The 25,821-nt window shown below is 59.8% G+C and carries 24 protein-coding genes and 1 pseudogene; 14 read left to right on the top strand and 11 right to left on the bottom strand.

What is annotated here, in order from left to right:
* Positions 1-155: 155 nt before the first annotated feature.
* Together JFU37_RS19770 and JFU37_RS19765 are read right to left on the bottom strand one after the other, a co-directional pair.
* A complete protein-coding gene (locus JFU37_RS19770) occupies positions 156-998 on the bottom strand; it encodes an NAD-dependent protein deacetylase (protein WP_201117709.1) in 843 nt (280 codons plus the stop codon).
* A 236-nt stretch (positions 999-1,234) separates the two neighbouring features.
* On the bottom strand, positions 1,235-2,281 hold the full coding sequence (locus JFU37_RS19765) for a class I SAM-dependent methyltransferase (RefSeq protein ID WP_201117707.1): 1,047 nt from the start codon (positions 2,279-2,281) through the stop codon (positions 1,235-1,237).
* 419 nt (positions 2,282-2,700) lie between these two features.
* Here JFU37_RS19765 and JFU37_RS19760 point away from each other — a divergent pair, with 419 nt between their 5' ends.
* The 4 genes and pseudogenes from JFU37_RS19760 (at position 2,701) to JFU37_RS31325 (ending at position 6,269) form a co-directional block, all read left to right on the top strand.
* Positions 2,701-3,540 (top strand): HvfB family MNIO-type RiPP peptide maturase, encoded by an 840-nt coding sequence (locus JFU37_RS19760; RefSeq protein WP_201117704.1) that lies wholly within the window; start codon positions 2,701-2,703, stop codon positions 3,538-3,540.
* Positions 3,533-4,291, top strand: coding sequence for an HvfC family RiPP maturation protein (locus tag JFU37_RS19755; RefSeq protein WP_201117702.1), 759 nt, complete (start codon positions 3,533-3,535; stop codon positions 4,289-4,291). Before JFU37_RS19760 ends, JFU37_RS19755 begins: the two co-directional genes overlap by 8 nt.
* Before the next feature lie 352 nt (positions 4,292-4,643).
* Positions 4,644-5,366 (top strand): annotated as a pseudogene (locus JFU37_RS31330) (MCP four helix bundle domain-containing protein); the annotation flags it as partial.
* 39 nt (positions 5,367-5,405) lie between these two features.
* Positions 5,406-6,269: a methyl-accepting chemotaxis protein gene (locus tag JFU37_RS31325; protein ID WP_446739604.1), complete on the top strand. Its 864-nt coding sequence runs from the start codon at positions 5,406-5,408 to the stop codon at positions 6,267-6,269.
* Positions 6,270-6,370: 101 nt separating this feature from the next.
* Here JFU37_RS31325 and JFU37_RS19745 read toward each other — a convergent pair whose 3' ends face one another.
* Positions 6,371-7,666: an ATP-binding protein gene (locus JFU37_RS19745; RefSeq protein ID WP_201117688.1), complete on the bottom strand. Its 1,296-nt coding sequence runs from the start codon at positions 7,664-7,666 to the stop codon at positions 6,371-6,373.
* On the bottom strand, positions 7,663-8,403 hold the full coding sequence (locus JFU37_RS19740) for a response regulator (RefSeq protein WP_201117678.1): 741 nt from the start codon (positions 8,401-8,403) through the stop codon (positions 7,663-7,665). Before JFU37_RS19740 ends, JFU37_RS19745 begins: the two co-directional genes overlap by 4 nt.
* Before the next feature lie 306 nt (positions 8,404-8,709).
* Between JFU37_RS19740 and JFU37_RS19735 the strand changes: the two genes are divergently transcribed.
* The 3 genes from JFU37_RS19735 to JFU37_RS19725 all read left to right on the top strand — a co-directional run bounded on the left by JFU37_RS19735 (position 8,710) and on the right by JFU37_RS19725 (position 10,624).
* Entirely contained in the window at positions 8,710-8,973 is a 264-nt protein-coding gene (locus tag JFU37_RS19735) for a DUF2790 domain-containing protein (protein WP_201117676.1), read from the top strand.
* A gap of 47 nt (positions 8,974-9,020) precedes the next feature.
* A complete protein-coding gene (locus tag JFU37_RS19730) occupies positions 9,021-9,233 on the top strand; it encodes a hypothetical protein (protein ID WP_201117673.1) in 213 nt (70 codons plus the stop codon).
* A gap of 164 nt (positions 9,234-9,397) precedes the next feature.
* The gene (locus tag JFU37_RS19725; RefSeq protein ID WP_201117671.1) at positions 9,398-10,624 is read left to right on the top strand and encodes a cytochrome c biogenesis protein DipZ; all 1,227 of its coding nucleotides are present in this window, start codon (positions 9,398-9,400) and stop codon (positions 10,622-10,624) included.
* 237 nt (positions 10,625-10,861) lie between these two features.
* Here the strand turns inward: JFU37_RS19725 and JFU37_RS19720 are convergent, their stop codons facing one another.
* The gene (locus JFU37_RS19720) at positions 10,862-11,851 is read right to left on the bottom strand and encodes an AraC family transcriptional regulator (RefSeq protein WP_201117668.1); all 990 of its coding nucleotides are present in this window, start codon (positions 11,849-11,851) and stop codon (positions 10,862-10,864) included.
* Between the two features lie 184 nt (positions 11,852-12,035).
* On the opposite strand from JFU37_RS19720, the gene JFU37_RS19715 reads away from it, so the two are divergent.
* Together JFU37_RS19715 and JFU37_RS19710 are read left to right on the top strand one after the other, a co-directional pair.
* Positions 12,036-12,305 (top strand): DUF4242 domain-containing protein, encoded by a 270-nt coding sequence (locus tag JFU37_RS19715; RefSeq protein ID WP_201117666.1) that lies wholly within the window; start codon positions 12,036-12,038, stop codon positions 12,303-12,305.
* 38 nt (positions 12,306-12,343) lie between these two features.
* Positions 12,344-13,156: a class I SAM-dependent methyltransferase gene (locus JFU37_RS19710; RefSeq protein WP_201117664.1), complete on the top strand. Its 813-nt coding sequence runs from the start codon at positions 12,344-12,346 to the stop codon at positions 13,154-13,156.
* A gap of 137 nt (positions 13,157-13,293) precedes the next feature.
* On the opposite strand, the gene JFU37_RS19705 is transcribed toward JFU37_RS19710, so the two are convergent.
* On the bottom strand, positions 13,294-13,680 hold the full coding sequence (locus JFU37_RS19705) for a DUF488 domain-containing protein (protein ID WP_201117662.1): 387 nt from the start codon (positions 13,678-13,680) through the stop codon (positions 13,294-13,296).
* 6 nt (positions 13,681-13,686) lie between these two features.
* On the bottom strand, positions 13,687-14,409 hold the full coding sequence (gene pcsA, locus JFU37_RS19700) for a phosphatidylcholine synthase (protein WP_201117659.1): 723 nt from the start codon (positions 14,407-14,409) through the stop codon (positions 13,687-13,689).
* A 424-nt stretch (positions 14,410-14,833) separates the two neighbouring features.
* Here pcsA and JFU37_RS19695 point away from each other — a divergent pair, with 424 nt between their 5' ends.
* Both JFU37_RS19695 and JFU37_RS19690 read left to right on the top strand, forming a co-directional pair.
* The gene (locus JFU37_RS19695) at positions 14,834-15,559 is read left to right on the top strand and encodes a tellurite resistance TerB family protein (protein WP_201117657.1); all 726 of its coding nucleotides are present in this window, start codon (positions 14,834-14,836) and stop codon (positions 15,557-15,559) included.
* Between the two features lie 256 nt (positions 15,560-15,815).
* Positions 15,816-16,259, top strand: coding sequence for a hypothetical protein (locus JFU37_RS19690; protein WP_201117655.1), 444 nt, complete (start codon positions 15,816-15,818; stop codon positions 16,257-16,259).
* A 101-nt stretch (positions 16,260-16,360) separates the two neighbouring features.
* Here the strand turns inward: JFU37_RS19690 and JFU37_RS19685 are convergent, their stop codons facing one another.
* Positions 16,361-16,804, bottom strand: coding sequence for a cupin domain-containing protein (locus tag JFU37_RS19685; protein ID WP_201117653.1), 444 nt, complete (start codon positions 16,802-16,804; stop codon positions 16,361-16,363).
* A gap of 190 nt (positions 16,805-16,994) precedes the next feature.
* Here JFU37_RS19685 and JFU37_RS19680 point away from each other — a divergent pair, with 190 nt between their 5' ends.
* From JFU37_RS19680 to ligD, 3 genes are read left to right on the top strand one after another with little or no spacing between them, the layout of a single operon-like run.
* Positions 16,995-18,380 (top strand): iron-containing redox enzyme family protein, encoded by a 1,386-nt coding sequence (locus JFU37_RS19680; RefSeq protein ID WP_201117651.1) that lies wholly within the window; start codon positions 16,995-16,997, stop codon positions 18,378-18,380.
* An 11-nt stretch (positions 18,381-18,391) separates the two neighbouring features.
* Positions 18,392-19,384 (top strand): methyltransferase, encoded by a 993-nt coding sequence (locus JFU37_RS19675; protein WP_201117648.1) that lies wholly within the window; start codon positions 18,392-18,394, stop codon positions 19,382-19,384.
* Between the two features lie 3 nt (positions 19,385-19,387).
* The gene (ligD, locus tag JFU37_RS19670) at positions 19,388-21,940 is read left to right on the top strand and encodes a DNA ligase D (RefSeq protein ID WP_201117646.1); all 2,553 of its coding nucleotides are present in this window, start codon (positions 19,388-19,390) and stop codon (positions 21,938-21,940) included.
* Here the strand turns inward: ligD and JFU37_RS19665 are convergent, their stop codons facing one another.
* The 3 genes from JFU37_RS19665 to JFU37_RS19655 all read right to left on the bottom strand — a co-directional run bounded on the left by JFU37_RS19665 (position 21,941) and on the right by JFU37_RS19655 (position 25,636).
* The gene (locus JFU37_RS19665) at positions 21,941-22,630 is read right to left on the bottom strand and encodes a DUF3313 domain-containing protein (RefSeq protein ID WP_201117644.1); all 690 of its coding nucleotides are present in this window, start codon (positions 22,628-22,630) and stop codon (positions 21,941-21,943) included.
* A 48-nt stretch (positions 22,631-22,678) separates the two neighbouring features.
* Positions 22,679-23,953 (bottom strand): OmpP1/FadL family transporter, encoded by a 1,275-nt coding sequence (locus JFU37_RS19660; RefSeq protein WP_201117642.1) that lies wholly within the window; start codon positions 23,951-23,953, stop codon positions 22,679-22,681.
* 69 nt (positions 23,954-24,022) lie between these two features.
* Positions 24,023-25,636, bottom strand: coding sequence for an arylsulfatase (locus JFU37_RS19655; RefSeq protein ID WP_201117632.1), 1,614 nt, complete (start codon positions 25,634-25,636; stop codon positions 24,023-24,025).
* Positions 25,637-25,821 lie beyond the last annotated feature (185 nt).

Genomic DNA, 25,821 nt, shown 5'->3' with positions numbered 1-25,821 from the left:
TGACAGTCAAGCAGATCCGCGCTTTTCTGGCCGTACCCCGTCGCTGAACGCTGTCACCTGTAGGAGCGAGCTTGCTCGCGATGGTGGGTCAGCCACATTGATTTCGACTGACACACCATCGCGAGCAAGCTCGCTCCTATAAGGATTGGTTTTTTTCAGTGTCCAAGGTGTTGAGCCAGTAATGGAAGTAACCGTTCACACGATGCCTCTATCTTTAAATCGAGAAGATCGTCCGCCCGAGTCTTGCCCAGATTGATCGCAATCAATGGCTTGCCCTGATCCGCCACCGCCCGGCACAACCGAAACGCCGAATACGCCATCAGCGAAGACCCGACCACCAGCAGTCCCGCCGCCTTTTCGACCGCTGCCATTGCCTTGGCCGCTGTGGCCTGCGCCACGTTCTCGCCAAAAAACACCACATCCGGCTTCATCCGCTCGCCCGCGCAATGAGGGCAGTGGGGGACCTGAAACCGCGCCTCAAACGCCGCATCCAGCAAGGTATCGCCGTCCGGCGCCTGCACCGCGTCGACGCCGGTCAGATAGGGGTTTTGCGCCTCCATCCAGCGCTGAATCGAATCCCGTTCACTGCGCTCTCCGCAATCCAGACACAGCACCCGATGCAAGCTGCCATGAAGCTCGATCACGTCATGGCTTCCCGCCTGGTCGTGCAAGGTGTCGACGTTCTGGGTGATCAGCGCGCTGAGCTGCTGCGAACGTTGCAGACTGGCCAAGGCTTCGTGGGCCGCGTTTGGCCGGGCCTGGCGCACTCGCGGCCAGCCGAGCATCGCCCGTGCCCAATAGCGGCGCCGGGACTCCGGGGCCGAGAGGAATTCCTGATACATCATGGGTTGCCGGCCGCGCCGCACGCCTTGGTTATCGCGGTAATCCGGGATGCCCGACGGCGTACTGATGCCGGCGCCGGTCAGGACCACAAACGGCTGGTCGGCCATCAACTGCAGGAGCCGCTCGAGCTGTTCACGGATGACGCTGTCTGCCATGTTCAACACTCCGCAGGGCCATGATTGCTTGCAGCGTAGCAGCAGTGATCACAACTCGGTCCTTGTAGGAGCTGCCGCAGGCTGCGATCTTTTGATCTTGCCTCTTTAAATCAAGATCAAAAGATCGCAGCCTGCGGCAGCTCCTACAGTTGTCAATCGCCAATCGCCAATCGCCAATCGCCAATCGCCAATCACCAATCACCAATCACCAATCACCAATCAGCAGGGAACAGTGGTTATTTACGTGCCTCCAGTATCAGGTTGAACGGGGTTTCCGTCGCCCGACGGAACGTCTTGAATCCTGCCTCGGTGAACACTTTGCGCAACCGCGCCTCGCCGGCCTGGGCGCCGAGCCCGAGACCGACTTCCTGGGACAGTGAGTTCGGGGTGCAGATAAACGTCGAGGCGGCATAGAACAACCGGCCAACCGGGGTGACGTTGTCGTCGAGCGAGTCGTTGGCGAACGGTTCCACCAGCAGCACCGTGCCGTCCGGTTTCAGCGAGTCATAGGCGTGCCGCGCCGCACCCACCGGGTCGCCCATGTCGTGCAGGCAGTCGAAATAGCAGACCAGGTCATAGTCGTCGCCAGGGTAGCTTTTTGCCGTGCCCTGGAAGAACCGCGCACGCCCGGACACGCCACCTTCTTCGGCGCGTTGGGTGGCGACGGTGACCGACGGCGCGTGGTAGTCGAAACCCACGAACCGCGAGTCCGGGAATGCCTGGGCCATGATCACGGTTGATGCTCCATGCCCGCAGCCGATATCCGCCACCTTGGCGCCAGCCTCGAGTTTGGCGACCACGCCGTCGAGGGCCGGCAGCCACTCGGCAATCAGGTGCGCTTTGTAACCTGGGCGGAAGAACCGTTCCGTGCCGCTGAACATGCACGGATGGTGATCGCCCCAGGCCAGGGCGCCGTTGCCGCGCATGGCTTTGACCAGTTTGTCTTTGTCATGGAAAAAAGACGCGACCACTGAGACACCGCCCGCCACATAGACCGGTGAGTCTTCAATCGCCAATGCCAGGGCTTGCTCTTCGGGCAGGCGGAACTGGCCGTCGCGGTGCTCCATGTAACCGGACGCGGCGTGGGCGCTGAGCCATTCGCGCAGCAGACGGGTGTTGCAGCCGGTTTTGTCGGCGAGCGCTTCAGGGGTCATTGGCTGGCTGTCGGCCATGGCCCGATACAGGCCGAGTTCTTCGCCGAGGATGACATTGGCGAGCATCGCCGCGCCGCCCATGTCATTCACCAGTTTGCCCATGAAATCGTTGAGTCTGGCCTCGTCCATCACGTGTGCTCCTTTAACAGGATCACGGTCCAGAGGCAGTGTTGCCTGGGCATTCGCCACTGGGCGGTGGTCGTGGGAATGAACAGGACGATAAGCGCGTCCTGAGTGCAGTAAGTCTAGTTCGCGGGGGGCGCAGCGCTGCACGGAGCGACGAAAGCCCATATTTCTTGACTGACACCAATCCACTGTAGGAGCGAGCTTGCTCGCGATGGTGTGTCAGTCGACACCCATGTAGCTGACACACCATCGCGAGCAAGCTCGCTCCTACCTCCTACAAAGAGGATTTGTGTTGTATCTCTCTGTATCTAATCCCCCTGTCGATACAGTTGCCCGCAACACCCGGGCACTGCCGAACACAGACCCGATACACCACTTCGTTTAACTGTGAATCCGTTCTGGCCACCCTTGAGATCGACACCATGCCGACTCCCGTCACCTCAACGACAGCGACCGTCGGGCTCGGCCTGCGTCGCGGTTTAATGAAAAACCTTCAAGCCGCCCCCGTGGGCGATTTCGACTTTCTGGAAGTCGCGCCGGAGAACTGGATCGGCATCGGCGGCGCCCATGGTCATGCGTTACGCGCCCTGGCCGAGCGTTTTCCGTTGTCCTGTCACGGTTTGTCCCTGTCATTGGGCGGGCCGGCCCCGTTGGACGTCGGGCTCTTGCAGGAAGTCCGACGCTTCCTCGATCAATACAACGTGCCGCTGTACAGCGAACACCTGAGCTATTGCAGCGACGACGGTCACCTTTACGACCTGTTGCCGTTACCCTTTACCGAAGAAGCGGTGCACCACGTGTCCGCACGAATCCGTCAGGCTCAGGACATTCTCGGTCGGCGTCTGGCGGTGGAAAACGTTTCCTACTACGCCGCGCCCCGGCAGGACATGGACGAGCTGACGTTCACCAACGCGGTGTTGCGCGAAGCCGATTGCGACCTGCTGCTGGACGTCAACAATGTGTACGTGAACTCAATCAACCACGGTTTCGATCCACAGGTTTTTCTGGCCGGCATCGACCCGGGCCGGGTGGTCGCGATGCACGTGGCCGGGCATTTCGATGAGTCCGACACGTTGAAAATCGATACCCACGGTGCCTCGGTCAAACCGGTGGTCTGGGCGTTGCTGGCCGAGGCCTATGCCCGGTTCGGCGCACGACCGACGCTACTGGAGCGGGATTTCAACTTCCCGGCGTTTTCTGAACTGGTGGCCGAATTGCAGACCATTCGCCGCTTGCAGATCGAGGGGGTGAGTCGTGGATAAACCAGGCCTGTTTCAGCAGCAGAACACACTGGGCCGTTACCTGCGCGACCCCGATCACTGCGCGCCGCCCGCCGGGATGGACGTGGCGCGGGCTCAGGTTTATCGCGACCTGATTTTCGCGAACCTGTCGTCGCTGCTCAGCGGCACCTTCCCGGTACTGATCAAGATTCTCGGTGATGAGCGCTGGCATTCTCTGGTGCGTATCTTCCTGCGGGACTACCGCGCGCGCACGCCGAAATTCGGTGAGATCGCCAGGGAGTTTGTCGAGTTTCTCGCCGCTGAACCGCCAGCGCTGGACCACGGGCCATGGCCGCCGTTCATGGTGGAACTCGCGCATTACGAGTGGATTGAGATGGTGCTGCAACAATCGGAAGCCGAGCCATTGGCCCCCAGCGATGCCGGGCTGCTGCTGGATCGACCCTTGCAGGTATCGCCCCTGGCCTGGCCGTTGGCTTATGCCTGGCCGGTACAGTTGGTTGGGCCGGATTACCAGCCAGAGGCGATACCGGCTCAGCCGACCTTGCTACTGGTTCGTCGAACGGAGGACTGGAGTGTGAGGTTTTCCGAATTGAGCCCGTTGGCGTGGCGGTTGTTGCAGCGGATCGGGGAAATGCCTCAACTGAGCGGGCGTGAGCAGTTGGAAGGATTGGCAGTGGAGGCGGGAGCAGCGGGATCGCAAGCGTTTATGGACAACGGGGCGGCGTTGCTGCGGCAGATGCAGGGGGACGGGGTGGTTGGCATAGCTGCCTGACCGAGCACAATCACCCAAACACCACAACCCAAATGTGGGAGCGGGCTTGCTCGCGAAGAGGGGCATTCAGCCGACATCATTGTTGGATGTAAGTCCCTCTTCGCGAGCAAGCCCGCTCCCACATTAGATTGGCGTTACACCCCCCCACCGGGTGTACCGCTGAAACAAGCGTACCGCCCGTCATTTTTTTTCCCTATCCCCGCAAAAAACCTCAACACCAGCCGATACAGATAACAGGCGCGCACACACCTGTTACCCCCGTGGCGCCAAGCTGAAAGGTGCGCGTCAACGCCTGCCCCCACAGCGATCACGGCAAGGATGCTCGACGCTTCAATCACCCGAGAATCATCCTATGTCACTGCGTAATCTGAACATCGCGCCTCGAGCTTTCCTGGGTTTCGCGTTCATCGCCTTGCTGGTCATCGTGCTCGGTGTGTTTGCCGTGAACCGCATGACGATCATCCGCCAGGCCTCCATCGACATTGAAAGCAACCAACTGCCCAGCGTCGGGTTTCTGGGCAACATGACGGAAAACGTCCTGCGGATGCGCATTCTCTCGTTCCGGGTGTTGGTCAACCGTGAACCGGCCGCGTTGCAGGATGCCCAGACGCGTATCGGCGTGCTCGTCGACAATTTCCGTAATGCCCAGGCCAGTTACGCAGCCTTGCCCGCCCAGCCGGAAGAAGCTGCGCTGTACAAGACGTTCACGGCCACTCTGGACGGTTACATGCAAGCCCAGAACCAGATGTTGGAGCTGTCGCGACAGAACAAGCTCGATGAGATGCGCACCGTGATCAATACACGGATCAAGGACGGCACCGACCAGATGGGTGAGCAGCTCAATAAACTGGTGGCACTCAACACGGGCTATGCCAAAACCGCCTCGGCCGTTGCGGGCGAGCACTACAGCATCGCGATGACCGGCATCATCGCGATCGCGGTGGTAGCGGCCCTGATGACGGTGCTACTGGCATGGCTGTTGACCCGCAGCATCGTCACGCCGCTGAACCGTGCGCTCCAGGCTGCCGAAATCATTGCGGGTGGCAACCTGACCAAAGCCATCGAAATCGATGGCAAGGATGAACCGGCCCGTTTGCTGGGTGCCTTGTCCGCCATGCAGGCCAACTTGCGCCAAACCATCGAGCAGATCGCCGGTTCCGCCACTCAACTGGGGGCTGCCGCCGAAGAACTCAGCACGGTCACAGAGGAAGCGTCCCGGGGCCTGCAACAGCAGAACAACGAAATTGAACAGGCCGCCACGGCCGTCAACGAAATGACCGCCGCCGTGGAAGAAGTCGCCCGCAACGCAGTGTCGACGTCCGAAGCCTCAAGCCAGTCGACCCAGGCGGCCCGTGAAGGTCGCGACCGCGTGGTGGAAACGGTGGACGCGATCCAGACCATGACCCATGACGTACAGAACACGTCGTTGATGATCGAAGGCCTGGCCGCTCAGGGGCGCGACATCGGCAAGGTATTGGACGTGATTCGCGCCATCGCCGAGCAAACCAACCTGTTGGCGCTGAACGCCGCGATCGAAGCCGCCCGTGCCGGTGAGGCCGGGCGTGGTTTTGCCGTGGTGGCGGATGAGGTCCGGGCGCTGGCGCACCGTACTGCGCAATCGACCCAGGAAATCGAGAAGATGGTCGCCGGCATCCAGAACGGTACGGGCGAAGCGGTTTCGTCGATGCAGCAAAGCAATCAGCGCACCCAGAGCACGCTGGAAAGGGCTCGCGCTGCCGGTGTGGCGCTGGAGCAGATCACCCAGTCGATCCATTTGATCAACGAACGTAACCTGGTGATCGCCAGCGCTTCGGAGGAACAGGCGCAGGTTTCCCGTGAAGTCGACCGCAACCTGGTGAACATCCGCGACCTCGCCTCGCAGTCCGCCGCCGGTGCCAACCAGACCAGCGCCGCCACGCATGAACTGTCGCGTCTGGCGGTGGATTTGAATGCGCTGGTATCACGGTTTGTGATTTAACGCACTGTAGGAGCGAGCTTGCTCGCGATGGACGTTAACGATTACGCGTTTATTCAGGAAACACGCGTTATCGTTTACGCCCATCGCGAGCAAGCTCGCTCCTACAGGGGTAATTTCAATTCCACGCACAACCCACCCCCTTCACGATTACTCAACGTCAACGACCCCCCGATCGCCAGCGCCAGCTGTTGCGCAATCGCCAATCCCAACCCGGTCCCGCCGGTGCTGCGGTTACGCGAATTCTCTACGCGGTAGAACGGTTCCATCACATGGGCCAATTCCTCCTTGGCAATCCCGGGCCCGCGGTCCATGACTTTCACCGACAGGCTGCCGTTTTTCGCTTCCACCCATAATTCGGCAGCCCCCGCGAACTTCAATGCGTTGTCGGTCAGGTTGACCAACACCCGGCGTAACGCGTGTGGCCGGGTGTCGATCACCGCCGCACTTTTACCGCCCAGGCGAACGTCCTTGCCCATGTCCTGGTAGTCAAACACCAGGCTGTCGAGGAACGAATCCAGGTCGGTGCGTCGACTTTCCTCGGTGGAACCGTGAATGCTGCGGGCATACGCCACGCCTTCGCGCACCAGGTGTTCCATTTCGCCAAGGTCGTTCCACAGTTTGTCTTTCTCGCTGGAGTCGTCCATGAATTCGGCGCGCAGTTTCATGCGGGTGATCGGGGTTTGCAGGTCGTGGGAAATCGCCGCCAGCAGTTGCATGCGTTCTTTCAGATACGCCGCGATGCGCGCCTGCATCGAATTGAAAGCCATGGCCGCATGAGCCACTTCAGTCGGGCCTTTTTCGTCCAGGTGCACGGGATGGGCATTGGGGTCCAGGGTCTCGACGGCCTGGGCGAGGCGACTGAGGGGACGGATGGCAATTCTCACCGCGAGCCAGGTGCAGATGATCATCAACGCCAGCTGCCCCAGTAGCACGAAGGGCAGCCATGGCGACAACGGCACCATGGAGGGCCGGACGTCGATGGTCACCGGGCTGCCGTCCGCCAGTTTGAGATGGACCTGAAAGTGTTTTTGCTCACCGGGGATGTCGGTCACGGTCATCGGGTAATCCTTGCCGATGGCGTCTTTGATCGAGGTCACTGCGATGGGTGTATCGCTCATGGGCACGCCTGGCGAGCCTTCATCCAGCAGGTACCGGTAGTTGCGCCGTTCCAGTTGTTGCAGCCAACCCTTGCGCTCTTCGGCTGGCAAGCGATCGAGGATGGCGATGGACGTCGAAACGTCGGTTTCCAGATTGCCCAGCATGGTGTTTTTCGCGCTTTCGTAACGCTCGTAATACTGCGCGCCGAAGGACAGCGCCTGGGCCAGGATCAGCCCGATCAGGAAAATCAGCGAGAGCCGGGAGGCGAGGGTGCGAGGCCAACGCATCGAGACGTTCATGACGGCGCACCCAGCACTTCCACCGGCAAGGAAAACACATAGCCTTCACTGCGCACGGTTTTGATGTAGGCCGGTTCACGGGCATCGTCCAGCAAGCGCTGACGCAAGCGGCTTACCAGCAAATCGATGGAACGGTCGAACAGATCGGCGTCGCGGCCCTGGGTCAGGTTGAGCAGCTGGTCGCGATTGAGCACGCGTTGCGGGTGATCGAGAAACACACGCAGCAATCGATATTCGGCGCCACTGAGCGCGACCATCGTGTCGTCCGAGTCGAGCAAGTGCCGGGCCGAGGTGTCCAGGCGCCAGCGCCCGAACGCCAGCAGACGACTGCTTTCAGTCACCACCAGGTTCGGCGGCAGCATCCGCGTACGGCGCAGCACCGCATTGATTCGCGCCAGCAGCTCGCGGGCGGCGAACGGCTTGACCAGGTAATCGTCGGCGCCCATTTCCAGGCCAATGATGCGGTCAGTCTCGTCGTTGCGGGCGGTGAGCATCAGCACGGGCGTGGCCTTGTGTTTGCCGGCGCGCAGCTCGCGGCAAAGCAGCAGGCCGTCGTCGCCCGGCATCATGATGTCGAGCACGATCAGGTCCACGGGCGTGGACTCAAGGAAGGCGCGCATTTGCCGTCCGTCCGCGACGACGGTGGTGCGCAGGCCGTTCTTCTTCAGGTAATTGCCTACCAGTTCCCGGATCTCGCGGTCATCGTCCACGATGAGAATGTGATCGACGTGTTCCATGGGACCTTGCCTCTGTGAGTGGGGAGTGTCGAGCAGTCTATCGAGCCTTGGCCCGCGCGCCCGCAGCCCTTTGTATTGCAGTGTATCTGGTGTGTCGGCGGATACACGGGGACGCAAAAACATGAATTTTCAGAGGGTTTGTATCGCTGTGTATCAAGGGCTGACTTTGATACGTACCGATTTACACCCGCCTGTTTTCGACACAGTCGGGATACCTCACGGGCTTCTAATGGGTTCCAACGAGGCAAACCAGACTGCCTCGGCTCAATTGAACGACCTGCCCATTGAAGCCTTGAGGACATCACCATGAACACTAAAGCCATCTACGCCGCTTGCCTGTTTGCCGCCCTGAACATCTGCACCTTGTCGGCCCGCGCCGAAGCCGATGTCACCCCTAAGACCTACACCTACGGCACGCACCTGGACATCAAGACCGTGATCTCGATGAAACAGGACGCTACGCCTTCCTGCGGGATTGTGAATGCCCGATTGACCTACCTGGATTCCCACAACAAGACCCAGGTCCTGGACTACCGCAAATTCGCGGACGGCTGCAACACAGATAACTGAGTCCTTCGCTGAGCGATTGCCCATCCCATTTGAAACAGGAAAACGCCATGAACCACGTCACTCGCTTTTTAACCGCCACGGCCTTCGCCCTTGCCGGTACCGCCGCCCATGCCAACGCCGCTGTTGCACAAAGCAGTTGTGGCAACGCTACGTGCTTTCAACTGACGCCCGTGGCGGAGAAGGGCGGGAACGCCTTTCTGGCACAGGACGGCTCCGGCCGTACGCCGCAGGGGCAGCAACTGGAAAACCAGACGGCGTGAAGCAAAACAATGTTCTGTAAACACCACAATCCCCCTGTAGGAGCGAGCTTGCTCGCGATGGAGTGTCAGGCAAAGTTGATTCGACTGACACACCTTCGCGAGCAAGCTCGCTCCTACAGGGGGGCGTGTGTGAATTGCCACCCTCGTATTTCAAGGTGAACTTCATGTTCCTCATCGCTTTCCTGGGCGGCGTTTTGACCGTCCTCAGCCCCTGCATCCTCCCGGTCGTGCCGTTCCTGTTTGCGGGTGTTGACCGCGCGCGGTCCTCGATCGTGCTCACCCTCGGCGGCATGGTCCTGACCTTCGCCCTGATCTCCAGCCTGGCCGTGGTCAGCAGCGAGTGGGTGGTACAAGCCAACAACACCGGTCGCCACGTCGCCCTGATTGTGATGGTGCTGTTTGCCCTGTCGTTGATCTCTGCCCGGGTCGGTGACTGGCTGGCCCGTCCGTTCGTGGCGCTGGGTAATCACCTTGACCCCGACACCCGCAAAATGTCCGGCCCCTTGAGCTCGGTCATGATCGGCGTCGCCACCGGTCTGCTCTGGGCGCCGTGCGCCGGGCCGATCCTCGGCGTGATCCTCACCGGCGCCATGCTTCAAGGCGCGAACGCCCAGACCAGTTTGTTGCTGGTGGCGTACGGCCTGGGCAGCGCTTTGTCCCTTGGCACCCTGATCTTCGCCGGTCGCGGCCTGGTCAATCGCTTGAAATCCTCGATCCCGGTCACTGGCTGGCTGCGTCGTAGTGCCGGTGTTGCCGTGCTGGCCGCTGCCGCGGTGATTTCCACCGGCGCGGACAAGACACTGCTGGCCGGCACCTCGTCCGAAAGCGTGAGTAGCGTCGAGAGAAGCGTGCTGGAAACGGTCCCCAAAGTCGTCGATTACATGGTCAGCAAGGTCAAGGCCGACTCATCGATGGACAACGCCAAAGGCGCCATGCCGTCGCTGTCCGGCGCGGTCGAATGGCTCAACTCGCCCGCCCTGACCAACGACGCCCTGAAAGGCAAAGTGGTCCTGGTGGATTTCTGGACCTTCGACTGCATCAACTGCCAACACACCTTGCCGTACGTGAAGGACTGGGCGAAGAAGTACGAGAAGGATGGCCTGGTGGTGATAGGCGTCCACACCCCTGAATACGGTTTCGAACGCATCATCGACAACGTCAAGGATCAGGTGAAAAAACTCGGCATTACTTACCCGGTGGCAATCGACAACAACTATGCGATCTGGCGCAACTTCGACAACCAATACTGGCCGGCTCACTACCTGATCGACGCCAAGGGCCAGGTGCGTTACACCCACTTCGGTGAAGGCAGCTACGAGACGCAGGAGAAGGTGATTCAGCAGTTGCTGGAAGAGGCCAAGGCCGACGCCAAAGCCCCCGCAGCCGCGTAACCCCAAAGATCAATGGCTCACCGGTTGCGCGCCGTGGGCCATTGGTTTTTTCCTGACTTGAAAACCCTCCAGCAGCGTCCCCACCCATTTTTGTAGCAGCTGGCGAAGCCTGCGTTCGACTGCGAAGCAGTCGTAAATTCGGCTTTCTTGGTGTTCCTGATACACCGCGAGTTCTGATTTTACGACTGCTTCGCAGCCGAACGCAGGCTTCGCCAGCTGCTACGTTTCGTGTGGCGGTCACGGCGTATCGGCAATCCCGAGGGCGGGCCGAGACGTTACCTGACTGCGCCGCCACGCCGCTGGCGGTGCTCCGAACTCTCGACGAAAGGCCCGGCTGAACGCTGTATCGGTCTGGTAGCCGACTTCTTCGGCAATGCGCATCAATGAGCTGTTGCTGCTGCGTAACAGGTTGGCCGCCAGCAACATGCGCCATTGCGTCAAATACTGCATCGGCGAACTCCCCACCAGTTGCTGAAACCGTTCCGCCAACACCGACCTTGAAGTCCCGGCAGTACGCGCCAGTTCATCCAGTGTCCAGGCGTGACAGGGTTTTTTGTGCAACGCATTCAATGCGCCGCCGACGATCCGGTCGCCCACGCCCGCCAGCCAACCGGTACGACCTTCGCCCTGTTCGTTCATGTACAGGCGCAGCACTTCGATGAACAACACCTCGGCCAGTTTCGCCAACACACCTTCACCGCCCGGCCGTGGCGACCGGGCCTCTGCCAACGCGTAACGGACCGAAGACTCCAGCCAGATGCCGGCATTCGAGCCGCGCACATTGACCCTGACCACCGCGGGCAATCCCGTCAGCATCATGCCCGCCAACCGCGTATCGCACGCCAGATAGCCGCACACCAACCGCGTGACGGCCCCGCCACCGCCATAACTCAATTGCCGTGGACGACGTGACAACACCACGTCCAGCCGGGCACCGGTCGCCGGTGCCAAGCCTGGCTCGGAGCCCATGCGATGGGCGTCTCCCTGAGGGAACACCACGACATCGCCGGCGGTCAGCAAAAGGGGGGGATCGTCACCGAGTTCGACGTAACACTCGCCTTCGGTGATCAGGTGAAAGATCACCACCCGTTCGGCGCCGGGCTCCAGGAACGGCGCCGCCGCGTCGGCGCTGGGCGACTGGTAGCACCAGGGGGCGGTGAACCTGGCGTTGATGAAAATCGCGCCGACCAGGCGGACGACACGCAGGGTTTGAGACAGGGCGTCCATGATGATTTCCGTGTTGGCGGCGGGGCGACGTTTGATTGTGAGCCTGTCGCCGCGCGACGCGAAATCTCCGGACGATCGGACAGTCTTGGCCGACGATCGGGCAGGACGCCGACGTTGCCCGGCGCGATAGTTGGCAAACAGGGTCACCCGACCCTGTCATCAATAACAAGAATGAGAGGTTGCCATGCCAAAGTTCATCATAGAGCGCGAGATCCCGGGCGCTGGAACAATGTCAGAAAGGGATTTGAAAGCGGCTTCGCAAAAGTCCTGCAAGGTGTTGCGCGACTTGCCGCAAGTGCAGTGGCAGCAGAGCTATGTCACCGGTGACAAGCTCTATTGCGTGTACATCGCGCCGAACGAAGAGTTGATCAGGGAGCACGCCAAACAGAGCGGTTTCCCGGCCAATCGCATTTCCCAGGTCGCGGCCGTCATCGACCCCACCACGGCAGAATAAGCCGGGGCTGTTTTCCAACCCGCAACGGAGCGGAATTCATGAGTACACCCATTGATCTTACTGCCTTGAAACAGCGTCAAATGGCCGCGTGGGCCAGTGGCGATTACGCCGTGATCGGCACCACCTTGCAGATTGTCGGCGAGCAGCTCGCCGAGGCCTGCGACCTGCTGTGCGATGAGAACGTGCTGGATGTCGCCGCCGGCAACGGCAATGCAACACTCGCCGCCGCACGCCGTGGCTGCCACGTCACCTCCACCGACTATGTGGGTGCACTGCTTGAGCGCGGCGAAGACCGGGCCAAGGCCGAACATCTGGAAGTGACTTTTCAAGTGGCCGATGCCGAGGCGCTGCCCTTTGCGGATGCCAGCTTCGATGCGGTGCTGTCGACCTTTGGGGTGATGTTTACGCCGGACCAGGCCAAAGCCGCTTCGGAGCTGGCACGAGTCTGTCGCCCTGGAGGCCGGATCGGCCTGGCCAACTGGACGCCCGAAGGTTTTGTCGGCCAGATGTTCAAGACCCTCGGCCGCCACGTGCCGCCCCCTTCGGGAGCTCAACCGCCGTCCCAGTGGGGCACCGAAGCCTGGCTGCACACGCACTTCGATCAGCGTGACTTTTTGCTCCAGGTGACACGCCGGACCTTCAACTTCCGTTATCGCTCGGCCGCGCATTTCATCGATGTGTTCCGCAACTGGTACGGTCCGGCCCACAAAGCGTTTGCGGCGTTGCCGCCCGAGGGCGCCAAGGCGCTTGAAACTGACCTGACCGAACTGTTGAACCGCATGAACCGTGCGGGCAACAAGTCGCTGGTGGTGCCGAGTGAATACCTTGAAGTAGTCATCACCCGACGTTGATAGCCTTGAGACTTTGGTTGACTCGGTAGCGTGTAGGAGCGAGCTTGCTCGCGATGGTGTGTCAGTTGAATCAACTTTGCCTGACACTCCATCGCGAGCAAGCTCGCTCCTACAGGGATTGGTGGTGATCGCGCTATTTAGACAACCTTGGCGCCGCGTGCTGTCAGCAGCTCGCGCAACACCGAGCGATGGCAGTGCACTTCATCCTCGCAATAACAACCCACCGCCAGTGAGGTTTGATGGGAGAGAACGGCCAATAGATCGAGCAGTTGACTGGGCGCAGGATGGTTCATCTCTGTCTTGAACTTGCGCTTGAAGGCGTCCCAGGCTTTGTCATCGGTGGCGGCTTTGGCTTCGGCGACCAGTTCCGCGCTCGGCGAAAGCAGCGGCTGCCATACATCATAAAAATCACGACGGGCGAATTCGGACTTCGGTACGCCGCGAGGAGGGCGGCGCACCGTGCCCAGGCGCAGGCCTTCATCCGGCAGGCGCGGTGAACCGAGTCGTACGATATGGATGGGCATATCGTCTTACTTGTGCCGCGATTCGTCGAACCACTCCAGCGCCGTACGCCAGATGCAGATGCCCAGGAAGTAAGCCGACATCAGCAACCAAAGCCCCATCACCATCGGGTTGATGACGGGATGGTTGATCACCAACGACAAACTGCACAACAACCAAATGGCTGTGACGGCGATGTTGATCGGCATGAACTTGCGTACGCGAAACGGGTGAAGGAATTTCATCTGCGTTACGGTCAGCAACGCCAGGCCGATGACCGTGAGCAAGGTGATCCACGGTGACGGTGCAATGATGTACAGGCACAGCGCAACGACGTTCCACGCGGCGGGGAAGCCCTGGAAGTAGTTGTCCTTGCTCTTCATGTTGACGTTGCAGAAGCAAAACAGCGACGAGACCAGAATCAGCGACACGGTCAGCAGCAGCGTGTAATCCGGCAACGGAACGTAGCGATAGATGAACAGCGCCGGGATAAACACGTACGTCAGGTAATCGATGACCAGATCGAGGATCGAGCCGTCGAAACTTGGCAGCACCGACTGTACATTGACCTTGCGCGCCAGCGCGCCGTCCAGTCCATCGACGATCAGGGCGACGCCCAGCCACAGCAGGCAGTTGGTGGGCTGGTTTTCCAGTAAGGCGAGGGTTGCGAGGAAGGCAGTGACCACGCCAGTGGCGGTGAAACCATGGGCGCCCCATGCTTTGAGCCTGGCGATGTGTAGGGTGGATATCACGGGGGCGTTCTCCAGAAAGTGAAGCAAGCCAGTCATCACCCTTATGATCGAGGGCGGCGGCAAACCGGGTCGGGTTGCAGGTATCGACCGGAAATTCGGGAATAAGGTTCACCGTCTGTAAATCTTAGCTGGGCTGCCAAAAAATACTCTGGATTTATCGGTCATGCCGTTCACTTGGGCTCGGGGGATAAAAGATCAAAAGATCAAAAGATCGCAGCCTTCGGCAGCTCCTACAGAGCGAGCTTGCTCGCGATGAGCTGAAAGGCGGTGCATTTTCCAGCCAGAACACGATTTCCCCTGTAGGACCTGCCGAAGGCTGCGATCTTTTGATCTTGCCGTTGCTTAAGCCAAACGGTGGTGGCGCATTCACCTGCGAGGACTATCGTTGCCTGACTGGATCCCTTCTATCGATGAGGACGTCATCATGAACACCAGCGATTTGCTCGAACAACTTTTACGAGGCGGGCAGGGCTCGTTGTCGCAACAGGGCGGCGGTGGCGAGTCAGGTCAGGGCGGGCTCGGCGAACTGGGCGGACTGCTCGGCGGCCTGATGGGCGGGGCGGGCGGTTCAAGTGCGGGCGGTGGTGGTGGCCTGGGTGGTTTGCTCGGTGGCCTGCTGGGCGGCTCATCCCCTGGCGGTTCGACCCAGACCCGGTCGAGCGGCGGTACTAACTATGCGGCGTTGGCGTCGTTAGGGATGATGGCGTTTCAGGCCTATCAAGCCTGGCAACGCAATCAGGCCGCAGCCCCGCAACAGGCCCCGCGCACTGTTGACTTGTTATCCGGTCCGGAAGTGGAAGATCACAGCCATGCGGTTCTGCGTGCATTAATAGCAGCGGCCAAGGCCGACGGCCGGATCGACGATGCCGAAAAGCAGATGATCAGCACCGAAATCGGCCGGCACACCGATGACCCGCAACTGCAGCAATGGCTGGACGATGAAGTGGCCCGGCCACTCGACGCTGCCGATGTGGCGCGGTCGGCGACGGATCCGGCGATAGCGGCGGAAATGTACCTGGCCAGCGTCATGCTGGTGGACGATCAGCAGGACGCCGAGCGTAGTTATCTGGATGAATTGGCGGCGGCGCTGAAAATCGATCCAGAGCTGCAAGTGCATCTGGAGCAACAAGCCAAGGGTGGCGCGGCCTGAGTGGGAAGATCAAAAGATCGCAGGCTTCGCCAGCTCCTACACCGACCGCATGCACCCGCAATTAACGGATGTACACAATTTCTGTAGGCGCTGGCGAAGCCTGCGATCTTTTGGCGATGTTGCAGGTTGGCGCTAGAGATCAATTCACTACCCATTCACCAGACCGACCATCCGAAGAAATGCCTGCTTTCCCCTGACAGCTAAAATTGACAAGGGGGATCACTTCAACGCGTCCTTAAAAAGCGGGAGTTTCACGATGAAAATCGTATCTTCGCTGGCGTTGGTGGTAGCAGTCGGGTGTATATCTGGGTGCTCATCAGTTCCTGACAGCCAGGTCACCAACGTTCCCCTCCATGCTACGCCCATCAACGCCGGTAAAATTGCCAGCCCCGTCATGATGGCCAGCGGTAATGCGACAGTCTTCTGGTTTGCTGTCAGTGGCGAACCCATGGGCAGCGCATTACCAGGCCGTTTATCTGCCTACATCTATCAGGGAAGCTGTACGAACCTGGGTTCGAAACCCGCCTATGACATGAACGACGGCCCTAATGCACGGTTCTATTCGTCGGCATCGCTCCAGTATTTCTGGAAAAGCGCGCCTGTAGCCTTCGATACGCTTCGCACCGGTGGCTATGCATTGGTTGTGCGTCAAAGCCCGGCTGATGGTGACCGGAATATTTTCTGCGGGAACCTGAGCTAACAACCCTGTAGGAGCGAGCTTGCTCGCGAAGGACTTAAGAGCAACGCATTTATTCAGGAAGAGCGCGTTATCGTTAACGTCCTTCGCGAGCAAGCTCGCTCCTACAAGGGTTTCGGTATCAGGAACGTGACACCGTGGTCTTCAGCGACCTCAAGTATTCGCGGCAAATCCTCTGGCACCTTGAGCTGATCCATCGCCGCAAAGAACTGGCCACCCCGCGGATCAGACACCACACCGATCATTTTCGCGGTCGGGCTGATGTTCTTGTAGGCGTGAATGGAACCACCGGGAATATGCACATAGCCTCCGCTCGAGATGAGGGTTGGTTTGCCCTCGACCGTCACTTCGACTTGCCCGTCGATAACGTAAAAAGCCTCGTCCCATGGGTGAAAATGCGGCGGCGGCCCACCGCCCTGGACGCCTTCCTGAATATGCATTTCAAAGGGTTTGCTCAGATCGCCGCCCGCGAGAATGGTGATGGTCTCGCCGACGACATTGACCGGCCCTGGTGTTTTTTCGGACTCGATGACGTGAACCGTTCGCATAATGGCTCTCCGGGGATGCGTTCACTCGTTGAGTATATTCACTCGACGCCAACCACGTGCCGCGTCACAAGCCCGTCTGTCCGGGCAATTTCAACGCCGATTGAATTATTTTCCGGGCGCATCGCTCTGCTGATGTAGAGACGTGTTGATTCAACGTCCTGCCACTGGCCTCAGACCGAGAGACGCCTTTATGACTGCCCTGACACGACTTGAGTCCCAGCCTGCCCACGAACACGCGATGTCGACTGCTGGCAGCGTTAAGCACATTTACCAGCAACTATTGCTGGGCGACGCTGGCGAGCAAAAACGCGTGCTCGCCCAAACGTTCCTGCGCGCGCAACTGCAGCAAGCAGCGGGCCTTCCTGAGGAACTGCCGCAAGAGCCTTCAACCTGGCGCGTCTGGGTCGAACAGCACTGCGCCGAGGTGGCCCGTCAATACGCCGACTACTTGCAACAGCGTAAGGCAGGTGGCCCGCGGCAGTACTTTAGCCACAAAGCGCAGGCGCTGTTTTTTTTACAAGCAGTGGCCCCAACCAAACTGGTTGACGGCGCATGGCTGCATGGCCTGCTGCCGCAGTGGCGCGACCCGCGTTTCGAAGGCCTGATTGGCACCTTTCTCGAGGAGTTGGGCGACGGCAATCCGGCGCGGAATCACGTGGCGATCTACCGCAAACTGCTTGCCGAGCAGGGCTTGCAAGACAGCGGCGTCATCGCTGACGGGCGTTACCTGCAAGGTGCGATCCAACTGGCGCTGGGTGAGTGTGGTGATGATTTTTTGCCGGAGGTGATTGGCTATAACCTTGGCTATGAACAACTGCCGTTGCATCTGCTGATCAGTGCCTATGAACTCAGTGAGTTGGGCATTGATCCGTATTACTTCACGCTGCACGTGACCATCGACAATGCCAGCACCGGCCACGCGCAGAAAGCCGTGCAGTCGGTGCTGCAACTGTTGCCGCTGGAAGGTGATCGAGAAGACTTTTTGCGCAGGGTGGCGCTGGGTTATCGACTTAACGATCTAGGGCAGGGCAGTCGCGTCATCATCGAGTCGTTCGACCTCTACCGCGAAGTGCTGAGCATGCTTGAGCGTAAACGCCCGTTCGGCCAGCACATGCACTCCGACTACTGCCGCTTTGAAGGCAAGACCGTCAATCAATGGTTGTCGGCGCCGGAGCAACTGCCCGGCTTTCTCACTGCGATGGAAAACAAAGGCTGGATCAAGCGTCATCAAGACCCGCAAGACAGCCGGTTCTGGCAGTTGATCGAGGGTGATGGGGCGGCGATGTTCGGCGTGTTCAGCCCCTATGAAAAACAACTGCTGCACGACTGGATCGCCGGGGACTGGACGCCCGAACATTCAGCACCCGCTATTCGCCGCAGTAACCGTGGCGCGGTTGAAGCCGAAGTGCCGGCCAATGATCCGGACATCCATTGTCTGCAAGCGGCGCTGCAAGGGCTGGCCGCTCACGAGCAAATGGCGGTGTTGATTCCGTGGTTGTCGGCTCATCGACATTCGCACCCCGCTGGCCTGATGGCCACGCGACGGTTTATCGAACTCAAATCCAGCCTGCGATAGGGAACCTTTCAATGAATCAGGAAGACCAATTGGGCGCTGCCGATCTGGTTCTGCTGCAGCTGGGGCGCCGCTTGCAGGCTGACGGTTACCAATTCATCACACCGACGCCGCTGACCCATCAGCGGGTCAATGATCGCTGGGCAGGGCAAAGCGCGAAGACCCTGCGCGATGTCTTTGGCTGGTCGCGGCCATTTGAGCCGGGGCTGTTGTCGGCGGATGAACAGCGCCAGTTACAACAGGCGGACATCCTCGAGGATAGCCACGGCCGGCTGAAAAGTCGTGTGCGCTGGTCAAGTCTGGATAACTTGCTGTTCGTGCATTCCGGATTCCCCACCGACGCCGCTGACTCGGTGTTCTTCGGCCCGGACACCTACCGTTTCGCGCAACTGATTCATGCCCGACTGCAGCAAACGTTCACGCCGATCAGACGGGCCGTGGACATCGGTTGCGGCGCTGGCGTCGGCGCGATAGTGATCGCCCGCGCTCGCCGTGAGGCCGAAGTGCTGGCCGTTGATATCAACCCGGCGGCGCTGCGCCTGACGGCGGTCAACGCTGCACTCGCGCAAGTGACCAACGTCAGTATCGAGGCCAGCGACGTGCTGCAGGACGTCGACGGCAACTTCGACCTGATCGTCGCCAATCCTCCGTACATGGCCGATCCGGCCGAGCGTGCTTACCGTCACGGCGGCGGAGCGTTTGGCGCTCAATTGTCGATGCGCATTGTCGAGCAAGCCTTGTATCGCCTGGCCCCCGGTGGCTCATTGGTGTTGTACACCGGCGTGGCGATGATCGATGGCCGCGATCCGTTCCTGGAGGCGCTGGCGCCGCGTCTGGAATCAGCGATGTTTAGCTGGACCTATCGTGAACTCGACCCCGACGTGTTCGGTGAAGAATTGTTGACCCCGGGCTATCAGCAGGTGGAGCGGATTGCGGTGGTCGCGTTGATCGTCACGCGCATCGGCCCCGGCATTGAGGGACGCGTTGAATCAGCATCAGGTGGGTGAGCGATGAACAAGAATCTGGATGATTACAATCGCATGCGCGACTTCTCGGCCACCTCGGAACCGGCCGCCAAACGTTCTGGCAAGAGAACCGCGAAAGACCATGCCTTGCAGTTCTGCATCCAGAAGCATGACGCCTCGCACCTGCATTACGACTTTCGCCTCGAACTCGATGGCGCGCTGAAGAGTTGGGCGGTGCCCAAGGGGCCGTCGCTGGACCCCACGGTCAAGCGCCTGGCGGTCCATGTCGAAGACCATCCGCTGGATTACGCCTCGTTTGAGGGCAGCATCCCCGAAGGGCATTACGGCGCTGGCGATGTGATTGTCTGGGACCGTGGCGTGTGGATTCCCCAGGACGATCCGGCCCAGGCCTACGCCAAGGGCAAACTCAAATTCGAGCTGCAAGGGGAGAAGCTCGGTGGCCTGTGGAACCTGGTGCGCACGCACATGCCGGGCAAGCAGGAGCAATGGTTTCTGATCAAACATCAGGACGGCGCGGCCAAACCTGAAAGCGATTACGACGTGGTGTCAGCCGAGCCGGACAGCGTGCTCAGTGACCGGACCCTCGTGACCAAAAAACCGAAGACAGCCGATAAGCCCATACCGCTCAAGAAGCCGGCGCGCAAGGTCGCGCCTAAAGCGCAATCGGCGCCATTAACCGGCGCCCGCAAGGCCAAACTGCCTGATCAGCTCAAGCCTGAACTGGCGACGCTGGTCGAACGGGCTCCAGAGGGCGAATGGAGCTATGAGATCAAATTCGACGGCTATCGGATCATGACGCGCATCGACCACGGCGAGGTCAAACTCTTCACCCGCAACGGTCATGACTGGACCCACAAGTTGCCCGGCCAAGCCGAGGCGTTGGCAACGCTGAGCCTCGAATCCGCCTGGCTCGACGGCGAAATGGTGGTCGCCAACGAGCAGGGCGTTCCGGATTTTCAAGCCCTGCAAAACGCTTTCGAAGCAGGCCGTAGCGCCAACATCGTTTACTACCTGTTCGACATGCCTTACCTCAATGGCGTGGACTTGCGCGAAGTGCCTGTCGAGGAGCGAAGAGCGGCACTGGCGACGGTGCTTAAACCCGGTAAAAACCCGCTGTTGCGCTTCTCTGATGGGTTCGCCGAAAACCCTGAAGCCTTGCTCAACAGCGCCTGCCAAATGCAGATGGAAGGGCTGATCGGCAAGCGGTTGGGGTCGCCATATGTGTCCCGGCGCAGCAGCGACTGGATCAAGCTCAAGTGCAAGCATCGGCAGGAATTCGTCATCGTCGGCTACACCGATCCGAAAGGCTCGCGCAACGCGTTCGGGGCCTTACTGCTCGGGTTGCATGACCGTGACAGCGGCAAGTTGCGTTACGCCGGCAAGGTCGGCACCGGGTTCAACGAGTCGACCCTCAATAGCATCTATGAACAATTGATCCCCTTGAAAGCGAAAAAGCCGTCGGTGGTCAACCCGCCGACCGGTTTTGACGCCAAGGGTGTGCATTGGCTCAAACCTGTATTGCTGGCGGAAATCGCATTCGCTGAAATGACCAAGGAAGGGTCGGTCCGCCACGCGGTGTTCCATGGTCTGCGCAATGACAAACCCGCTAAAGACATTACCGAGGAGCGTCCGACCGTGGTGAAGGCCAAAGAGAAAACCGTTGAAAAATCCGCACCCTCTCAACTGGGCCTGGACCAGGGCAAGGTGCGCATCACCCATCCGGACCGGGTCATCGACGCCAGCAGCGGCACCACCAAAGTGCAATTGGCCGAGTATTACGCCCGTGTCGCCGAATGGATTCTGCCTGAGCTCAAGGACCGGCCGGTGGCGCTGGTTCGCGCGCCGGACGGCATTGCCGGCGAACTGTTTTTCCAGAAGAACGCCGAGCACCTGGCCATTCCCGGCATCACCCTGCTGGACAAGAAACTCACCGGCCAACCGATGATGGTCATCAACAACGCCGAAGCCTTGATCGGCGCGGTGCAGATGAGCACTGTGGAGCTGCACACCTGGAATGCCACCTCGGATAACCTCGACAAACCCGACCGCTTTATCCTGGACCTTGACCCGGACCCGGCGCTGCCCTGGAAAAGCATGGTCGAGGCGACGCAGCTGACGCTGTCGGTGCTCGATGAACTGGGGCTCAAGGCGTTTCTCAAAACCAGCGGCGGCAAAGGCATTCACCTGGTGGTGCCACTGACCCGCAAGCTCGGTTGGGATGAGGTGAAGGACTTCAGTCACGCCATCGTCAGCCACATGGCCATGTTGCTGCCGGAGCGTTTTTCGGCGGTGTCGGGCCCGAAGAACCGGGTGGGGCGCATCTTCATCGATTACCTGCGCAACGGTCTCGGCGCCACCACCATCTGCGCATACGCCGTGCGCACCCGCGAGGGGCTGCCGGTGTCGGTGCCGATCTTTCGTGAAGAGGTTGCAGAGCTCAAGGGCGGCAATCAGTGGAACCTGCACACCGTGCATGAACGCCTGGCCGAAGTTGGCGATGAGCCTTGGGCGGATCTGAAGAAAACTCGGCAGACGATCACCGCCGACATGCGTCGGCGGGTCGGCATGAAGAAATAATCAGTAGGCTTGGGGCTTGCTGATGAACGCCTGCATATCGGTGTTCAGCTTATCGATCGCCGCTTTGAAATCCTTGGCGGTAACCTTCTGGCTCTCGTTCGAAAGCTGGGTGCCGAACACCTTGCGCACCACTTTGGCCACCGTCTGATTGGTTTTCGCGTCGATGAACTCGGCTTCGATGAACAGGGTAGTGTCCTGGTCCCGGTGACCGGTCGCTGCCTGTGTCGCCCCGACCACTGCCGCGACCGGAACCACTTCATACCACTTCATGCCTTCGTTTTCGGCAGTCACCCCGGTGATGGCCGCGCGCATGATCAGGAGTTTTGAGCCTTTGGGGGCCGAGCCTGCGCTGGAGACCACGCGGTATTTCTGCCCCAGCGTACTTTTGGCTTTGCTGCTCATGTAGTTCTGAATGTCGTCCAGCGTCTGCTGGTTCACCCGCTCATTGGGCTTGGGCGCAGGATAGAGTTCCAGCTTATTGAACGCCACCGTGTCATACGCGTTCGGGTTCCACGACGGGCTCACCCAGCGCATCGCTGTTCCGCCGCTGGGCGTGGTCACTTCTTGCAGGTTGTTGTAGTTGGACAGGTAGCCGGAGTATTGATTTTGCTCAGTCACTTTCGAGGTGCAACCGCTTAGCAACAGACTGGCCATTGCGGCGCCAATGAACAATTTGCGGGACAGATTCATAGTGGTGTGTGCTCCATGGATAAAGTCGTTTTTTTCGGTAGCAGGGCATCAGAATCGCCAAGTCATGTTTCCGGTCACGGCCTGAATCCAGGCATTGTCGAACTGACCGGAAATTCGATCGCCAGAGGTTGATTTGGTCTGGTCGACCGGCATATCACCGAGCCAGACCATCGCCCAACTGACGTTGACGTCGGTGTCCTTGTTCAGAGCATAGGTGGCTCCCGTCGCAATGCGCCAGGATTCGGCCATTGGCACCGTTACAGTGCGATTACTGTCGGACACGGCGCTGCTGTCGTAAGCCACCCCGAAGTTCCACAACCATTGTGGCGTGGCCTGGTATTGCGCGCCGAGCGCCAGTTGCCAGGTGTCCTTGTAATTGGCCTCGATGGTGGTCGATTGGGCACCGACCGCCGAGGTGTCAACCTGGACCCCGACCTCGCCGAACTCTGACCAGTCCTGCCAATTGACCGAGGCGAGCAAGGCCCACTGCCGGTCGAGTTGCTGGAACAGGCTCAGGGTCACGGTTTGTGGCACGGTCATGTCGAGTTTGGTGTTCAGACCGTTCAATCGATCCAGCGCTGGGCCATTACCTTTGACGTCTAGCCCGTCCTCAAACTTCAGATCGACCTTGCTGGTGTAGGCCAGGCCAATGCGCGTGCCGGCTTGCGGAGCGTAGATCACCCCCACATTCGCGCCAAAACCCCAATCCTCATCTTTGTACTTGAACTGGCCGTCGCTGCGGTCGGTAAGGCCAAACGGCGAGCGGTCAATCGCGGTGTCGGATTGCAGCTTGCCGTACATGGCTTTCACGCCGACGCCGACCGACCATTGTTCGTTAAAGCGGTAAGCCACGCTGGGCACAAACGATAAACCGCCCAGGCTGGCGTTCTGCGCGAAATAGCGCCCGGACCAGTCGTTGTCGTAATTCTCCGCCAACCCGAAGTCAGCATACTGGCCGAAGCCGATGCTCCAGTGGTCATCAAGTTGATGGGTGATGAAGAAACTACCGCCGGGAATGGGGTCGAGGGCGTTGCCACTGCCGCTACCCGGGACGTTGGTGTCGTCGTCGCGATTGAACTTGAGGTTGCCGTAGAGCACTTGCAAGCCGCCGGTGATTTGCGTGCCTGGCAGGTAACTCATGCCTGCCGGGTTGCTGGCAATGGTCGAGGGACCTTGAGCGCGGGCAGCAGCGCCAGCGTTGGCCAGGCCGGCGTTATCGGTGCCGATTTCGTAAAGCATGAGACCGCCGGCACACGCTTGCTGACAGCACAGTGCAAGCAGGGTGAAGGCGGGCAGGGCGCAGGCGGATGTTTTTATCTGCATTGGGTTACCTCAGCAAATGTCCTTCCCGAACGCGGGTGGCCAGCGTTGGCCACCCGATAACTCGACTGCTTACTTGGCCATTTCCGCCCGGGCGGCCGCGATCTTGGCTTTGACGGAATCGAGGTTGAAGCTCGCGCCTTTTTGCATCGGCGGGAATTCAATCGCGGTTTCGGCCAGTTTGGCGACCTGTTGCTGGACGAAGACGAAGCGCCAGAACTGGAACTTGAACCAATCGAAGTACTGCTGCGAGCCCTGAGCGGCCTGGTTTTCCGGCCAGCCCATGCGTTCGAACGGGTCGAGACGAAGGTTGGTCAGGATCGGTACGTCGACCGCCAATTTAGCGCCCATCCAGCCGCCCGGTTGATCAATGAAGCGGTATTTGTAGTCATCGATCCGCACCGCACCCAGCGCACTCTCGCCAAAGTAAAAGATTTCATGCCGGTTCGACGGACCTTTGCCAGTGATCATCGGCGTCTGGTCGTAGCCGTCCAAGTGCACCTTGTACGTGGTATCGCCCAGTTGTTTGCCCTTGAGCAGTTCGGCAGCGATGTTCGGATTGCCGGCTGCCGCGACCAGGGTCGGGAACCAGTCCATACCGGACATGATGCCGTTGGCCACCGTATTGACCGGTACTTTGCCCGGCCAGCGAATGATCGCCGGCACGCGGAAACCACCTTCCATCACGGTGCCCTTGCCCATGGCAAACGGGGTGGTGCCCCCATCCGGCCAGGTGAAGTTTTCCGCGCCGTTGTCGGTGGTGAAAATCACGATGGTGTTGTCGTCCATGCCGTCTTTTTTCAGCTTGGCCATCACGTCGCCGACGATATCGTCGAGCTGTGCCATACCCGCTTCCTGTTCTGACCAGCCGTTTTGCGCATTGCGCATGGCCTCATATTTGTCGGAGAGGTGCGTGACGATGTGCATGCGGGTCGGGTTGAGCCAGAGGAAGAACGGTTTATTGTCCTGCTTGGCCTTGTCCACAAAGGCGAATGCCTTGTCACGAATCTCTTCGTCGACGGTTTTCATACGATCCGGATACAGCGTGCCGGCGTCTTCGATCTTCTGTTTGCCGACCTTGCCCCAACGTGGCATCACCGTCGTATCGTCAGTCGTTGCGGCCCAACTGTGAACCATGTTGCGCGGACCCACGGTGGCGAGCAGTTCCTGCGGATAATTGGGGTGCGCCGGGTCTTCCATGGCGTCCAGGTGGTAGAGGTAACCGAAGAACTCGTCGAAACCGTGGACGGTGGGCAGGAATTCGTTCAAGTCGCCCAAGTGATTCTTGCCGAACTGACCGGTGGAATAACCCATGGCTTTCAGTGCGGTGGCAATCGTGACGGCTTCAGGGGGAATACCAATGGGGGAGCCGGCCTGGCCGACCGTGGTCATGCCGGTGCGGATCGGCAGTTCACCGGTTATGAAATTGGCGCGCCCGGCCGTGCAACTGGCCTCGGCGTAATAGTCGGTAAAACGCATGCCTTCGGCGGCGAGTTGATCGAGGTTGGGCGTTCGACCGGCCATCATGCCCTGGTTGTAAACGCCGATATTGGACCAACCAATATCGTCGCCCATGATCACCACAATGTTCGGCGGCTTGTCGGCTGCTTGAACCAGGCAGGGCATAGCCATGGCTGATAACAGTAGGGGTAGAGCGAATATCGAAGATAGCGTTGTCCGGTTCATGTCGAGATCCTGTGTACTGGCGTTAGCACATAAGAGAAGCCCCCCGGCTGCTCTATAAAAAATTGGATCCCCCGCGAAAGAGCGTAGGCATGAACGGTGAAATATCCAGTAATAGCCATTGGTACTAATGCCGATATCGCTCGAGTGGCCAATTTTATTGTTGGAATGGATGGCAAGCGTCATAA

It is taken from the genome of Pseudomonas sp. TH41, assembly GCF_016650695.1.
Classification (GTDB): Bacteria; Pseudomonadota; Gammaproteobacteria; order Pseudomonadales; family Pseudomonadaceae; genus Aquipseudomonas.
Note: the sequence above shows the minus strand (reverse complement) of the source record. Positions and strands in the feature narration are given on the sequence as shown.

What these genes read in the sequence shown, in the direction of transcription:
- JFU37_RS19770 (WP_201117709.1), bottom strand. Translation starts at nt 998, where the DNA reads ATGGCAGACAGCGTCATCCGTGAACAGCTCGAGCGGCTCCTGCAGTTG.
- JFU37_RS19765 (WP_201117707.1), bottom strand. Translation starts at nt 2,281, where the DNA reads ATGGACGAGGCCAGACTCAACGATTTCATGGGCAAACTGGTGAATGAC.
- JFU37_RS19760 (WP_201117704.1), top strand. Translation starts at nt 2,701, where the DNA reads ATGCCGACTCCCGTCACCTCAACGACAGCGACCGTCGGGCTCGGCCTG.
- JFU37_RS31325 (WP_446739604.1), top strand. Translation starts at nt 5,406, where the DNA reads ATGCAGGCCAACTTGCGCCAAACCATCGAGCAGATCGCCGGTTCCGCC.
- JFU37_RS19745 (WP_201117688.1), bottom strand. Translation starts at nt 7,666, where the DNA reads ATGAACGTCTCGATGCGTTGGCCTCGCACCCTCGCCTCCCGGCTCTCG.
- JFU37_RS19740 (WP_201117678.1), bottom strand. Translation starts at nt 8,403, where the DNA reads ATGGAACACGTCGATCACATTCTCATCGTGGACGATGACCGCGAGATC.
- JFU37_RS19735 (WP_201117676.1), top strand. Translation starts at nt 8,710, where the DNA reads ATGAACACTAAAGCCATCTACGCCGCTTGCCTGTTTGCCGCCCTGAAC.
- JFU37_RS19730 (WP_201117673.1), top strand. Translation starts at nt 9,021, where the DNA reads ATGAACCACGTCACTCGCTTTTTAACCGCCACGGCCTTCGCCCTTGCC.
- JFU37_RS19725 (WP_201117671.1), top strand. Translation starts at nt 9,398, where the DNA reads ATGTTCCTCATCGCTTTCCTGGGCGGCGTTTTGACCGTCCTCAGCCCC.
- JFU37_RS19720 (WP_201117668.1), bottom strand. Translation starts at nt 11,851, where the DNA reads ATGGACGCCCTGTCTCAAACCCTGCGTGTCGTCCGCCTGGTCGGCGCG.
- JFU37_RS19715 (WP_201117666.1), top strand. Translation starts at nt 12,036, where the DNA reads ATGCCAAAGTTCATCATAGAGCGCGAGATCCCGGGCGCTGGAACAATG.
- JFU37_RS19710 (WP_201117664.1), top strand. Translation starts at nt 12,344, where the DNA reads ATGAGTACACCCATTGATCTTACTGCCTTGAAACAGCGTCAAATGGCC.
- JFU37_RS19705 (WP_201117662.1), bottom strand. Translation starts at nt 13,680, where the DNA reads ATGCCCATCCATATCGTACGACTCGGTTCACCGCGCCTGCCGGATGAA.
- JFU37_RS19695 (WP_201117657.1), top strand. Translation starts at nt 14,834, where the DNA reads ATGAACACCAGCGATTTGCTCGAACAACTTTTACGAGGCGGGCAGGGC.
- JFU37_RS19690 (WP_201117655.1), top strand. Translation starts at nt 15,816, where the DNA reads ATGAAAATCGTATCTTCGCTGGCGTTGGTGGTAGCAGTCGGGTGTATA.
- JFU37_RS19685 (WP_201117653.1), bottom strand. Translation starts at nt 16,804, where the DNA reads ATGCGAACGGTTCACGTCATCGAGTCCGAAAAAACACCAGGGCCGGTC.
- JFU37_RS19680 (WP_201117651.1), top strand. Translation starts at nt 16,995, where the DNA reads ATGACTGCCCTGACACGACTTGAGTCCCAGCCTGCCCACGAACACGCG.
- JFU37_RS19675 (WP_201117648.1), top strand. Translation starts at nt 18,392, where the DNA reads ATGAATCAGGAAGACCAATTGGGCGCTGCCGATCTGGTTCTGCTGCAG.
- ligD (WP_201117646.1), top strand. Translation starts at nt 19,388, where the DNA reads ATGAACAAGAATCTGGATGATTACAATCGCATGCGCGACTTCTCGGCC.
- JFU37_RS19665 (WP_201117644.1), bottom strand. Translation starts at nt 22,630, where the DNA reads ATGAATCTGTCCCGCAAATTGTTCATTGGCGCCGCAATGGCCAGTCTG.
- JFU37_RS19660 (WP_201117642.1), bottom strand. Translation starts at nt 23,953, where the DNA reads ATGCAGATAAAAACATCCGCCTGCGCCCTGCCCGCCTTCACCCTGCTT.
- JFU37_RS19655 (WP_201117632.1), bottom strand. Translation starts at nt 25,636, where the DNA reads ATGAACCGGACAACGCTATCTTCGATATTCGCTCTACCCCTACTGTTA.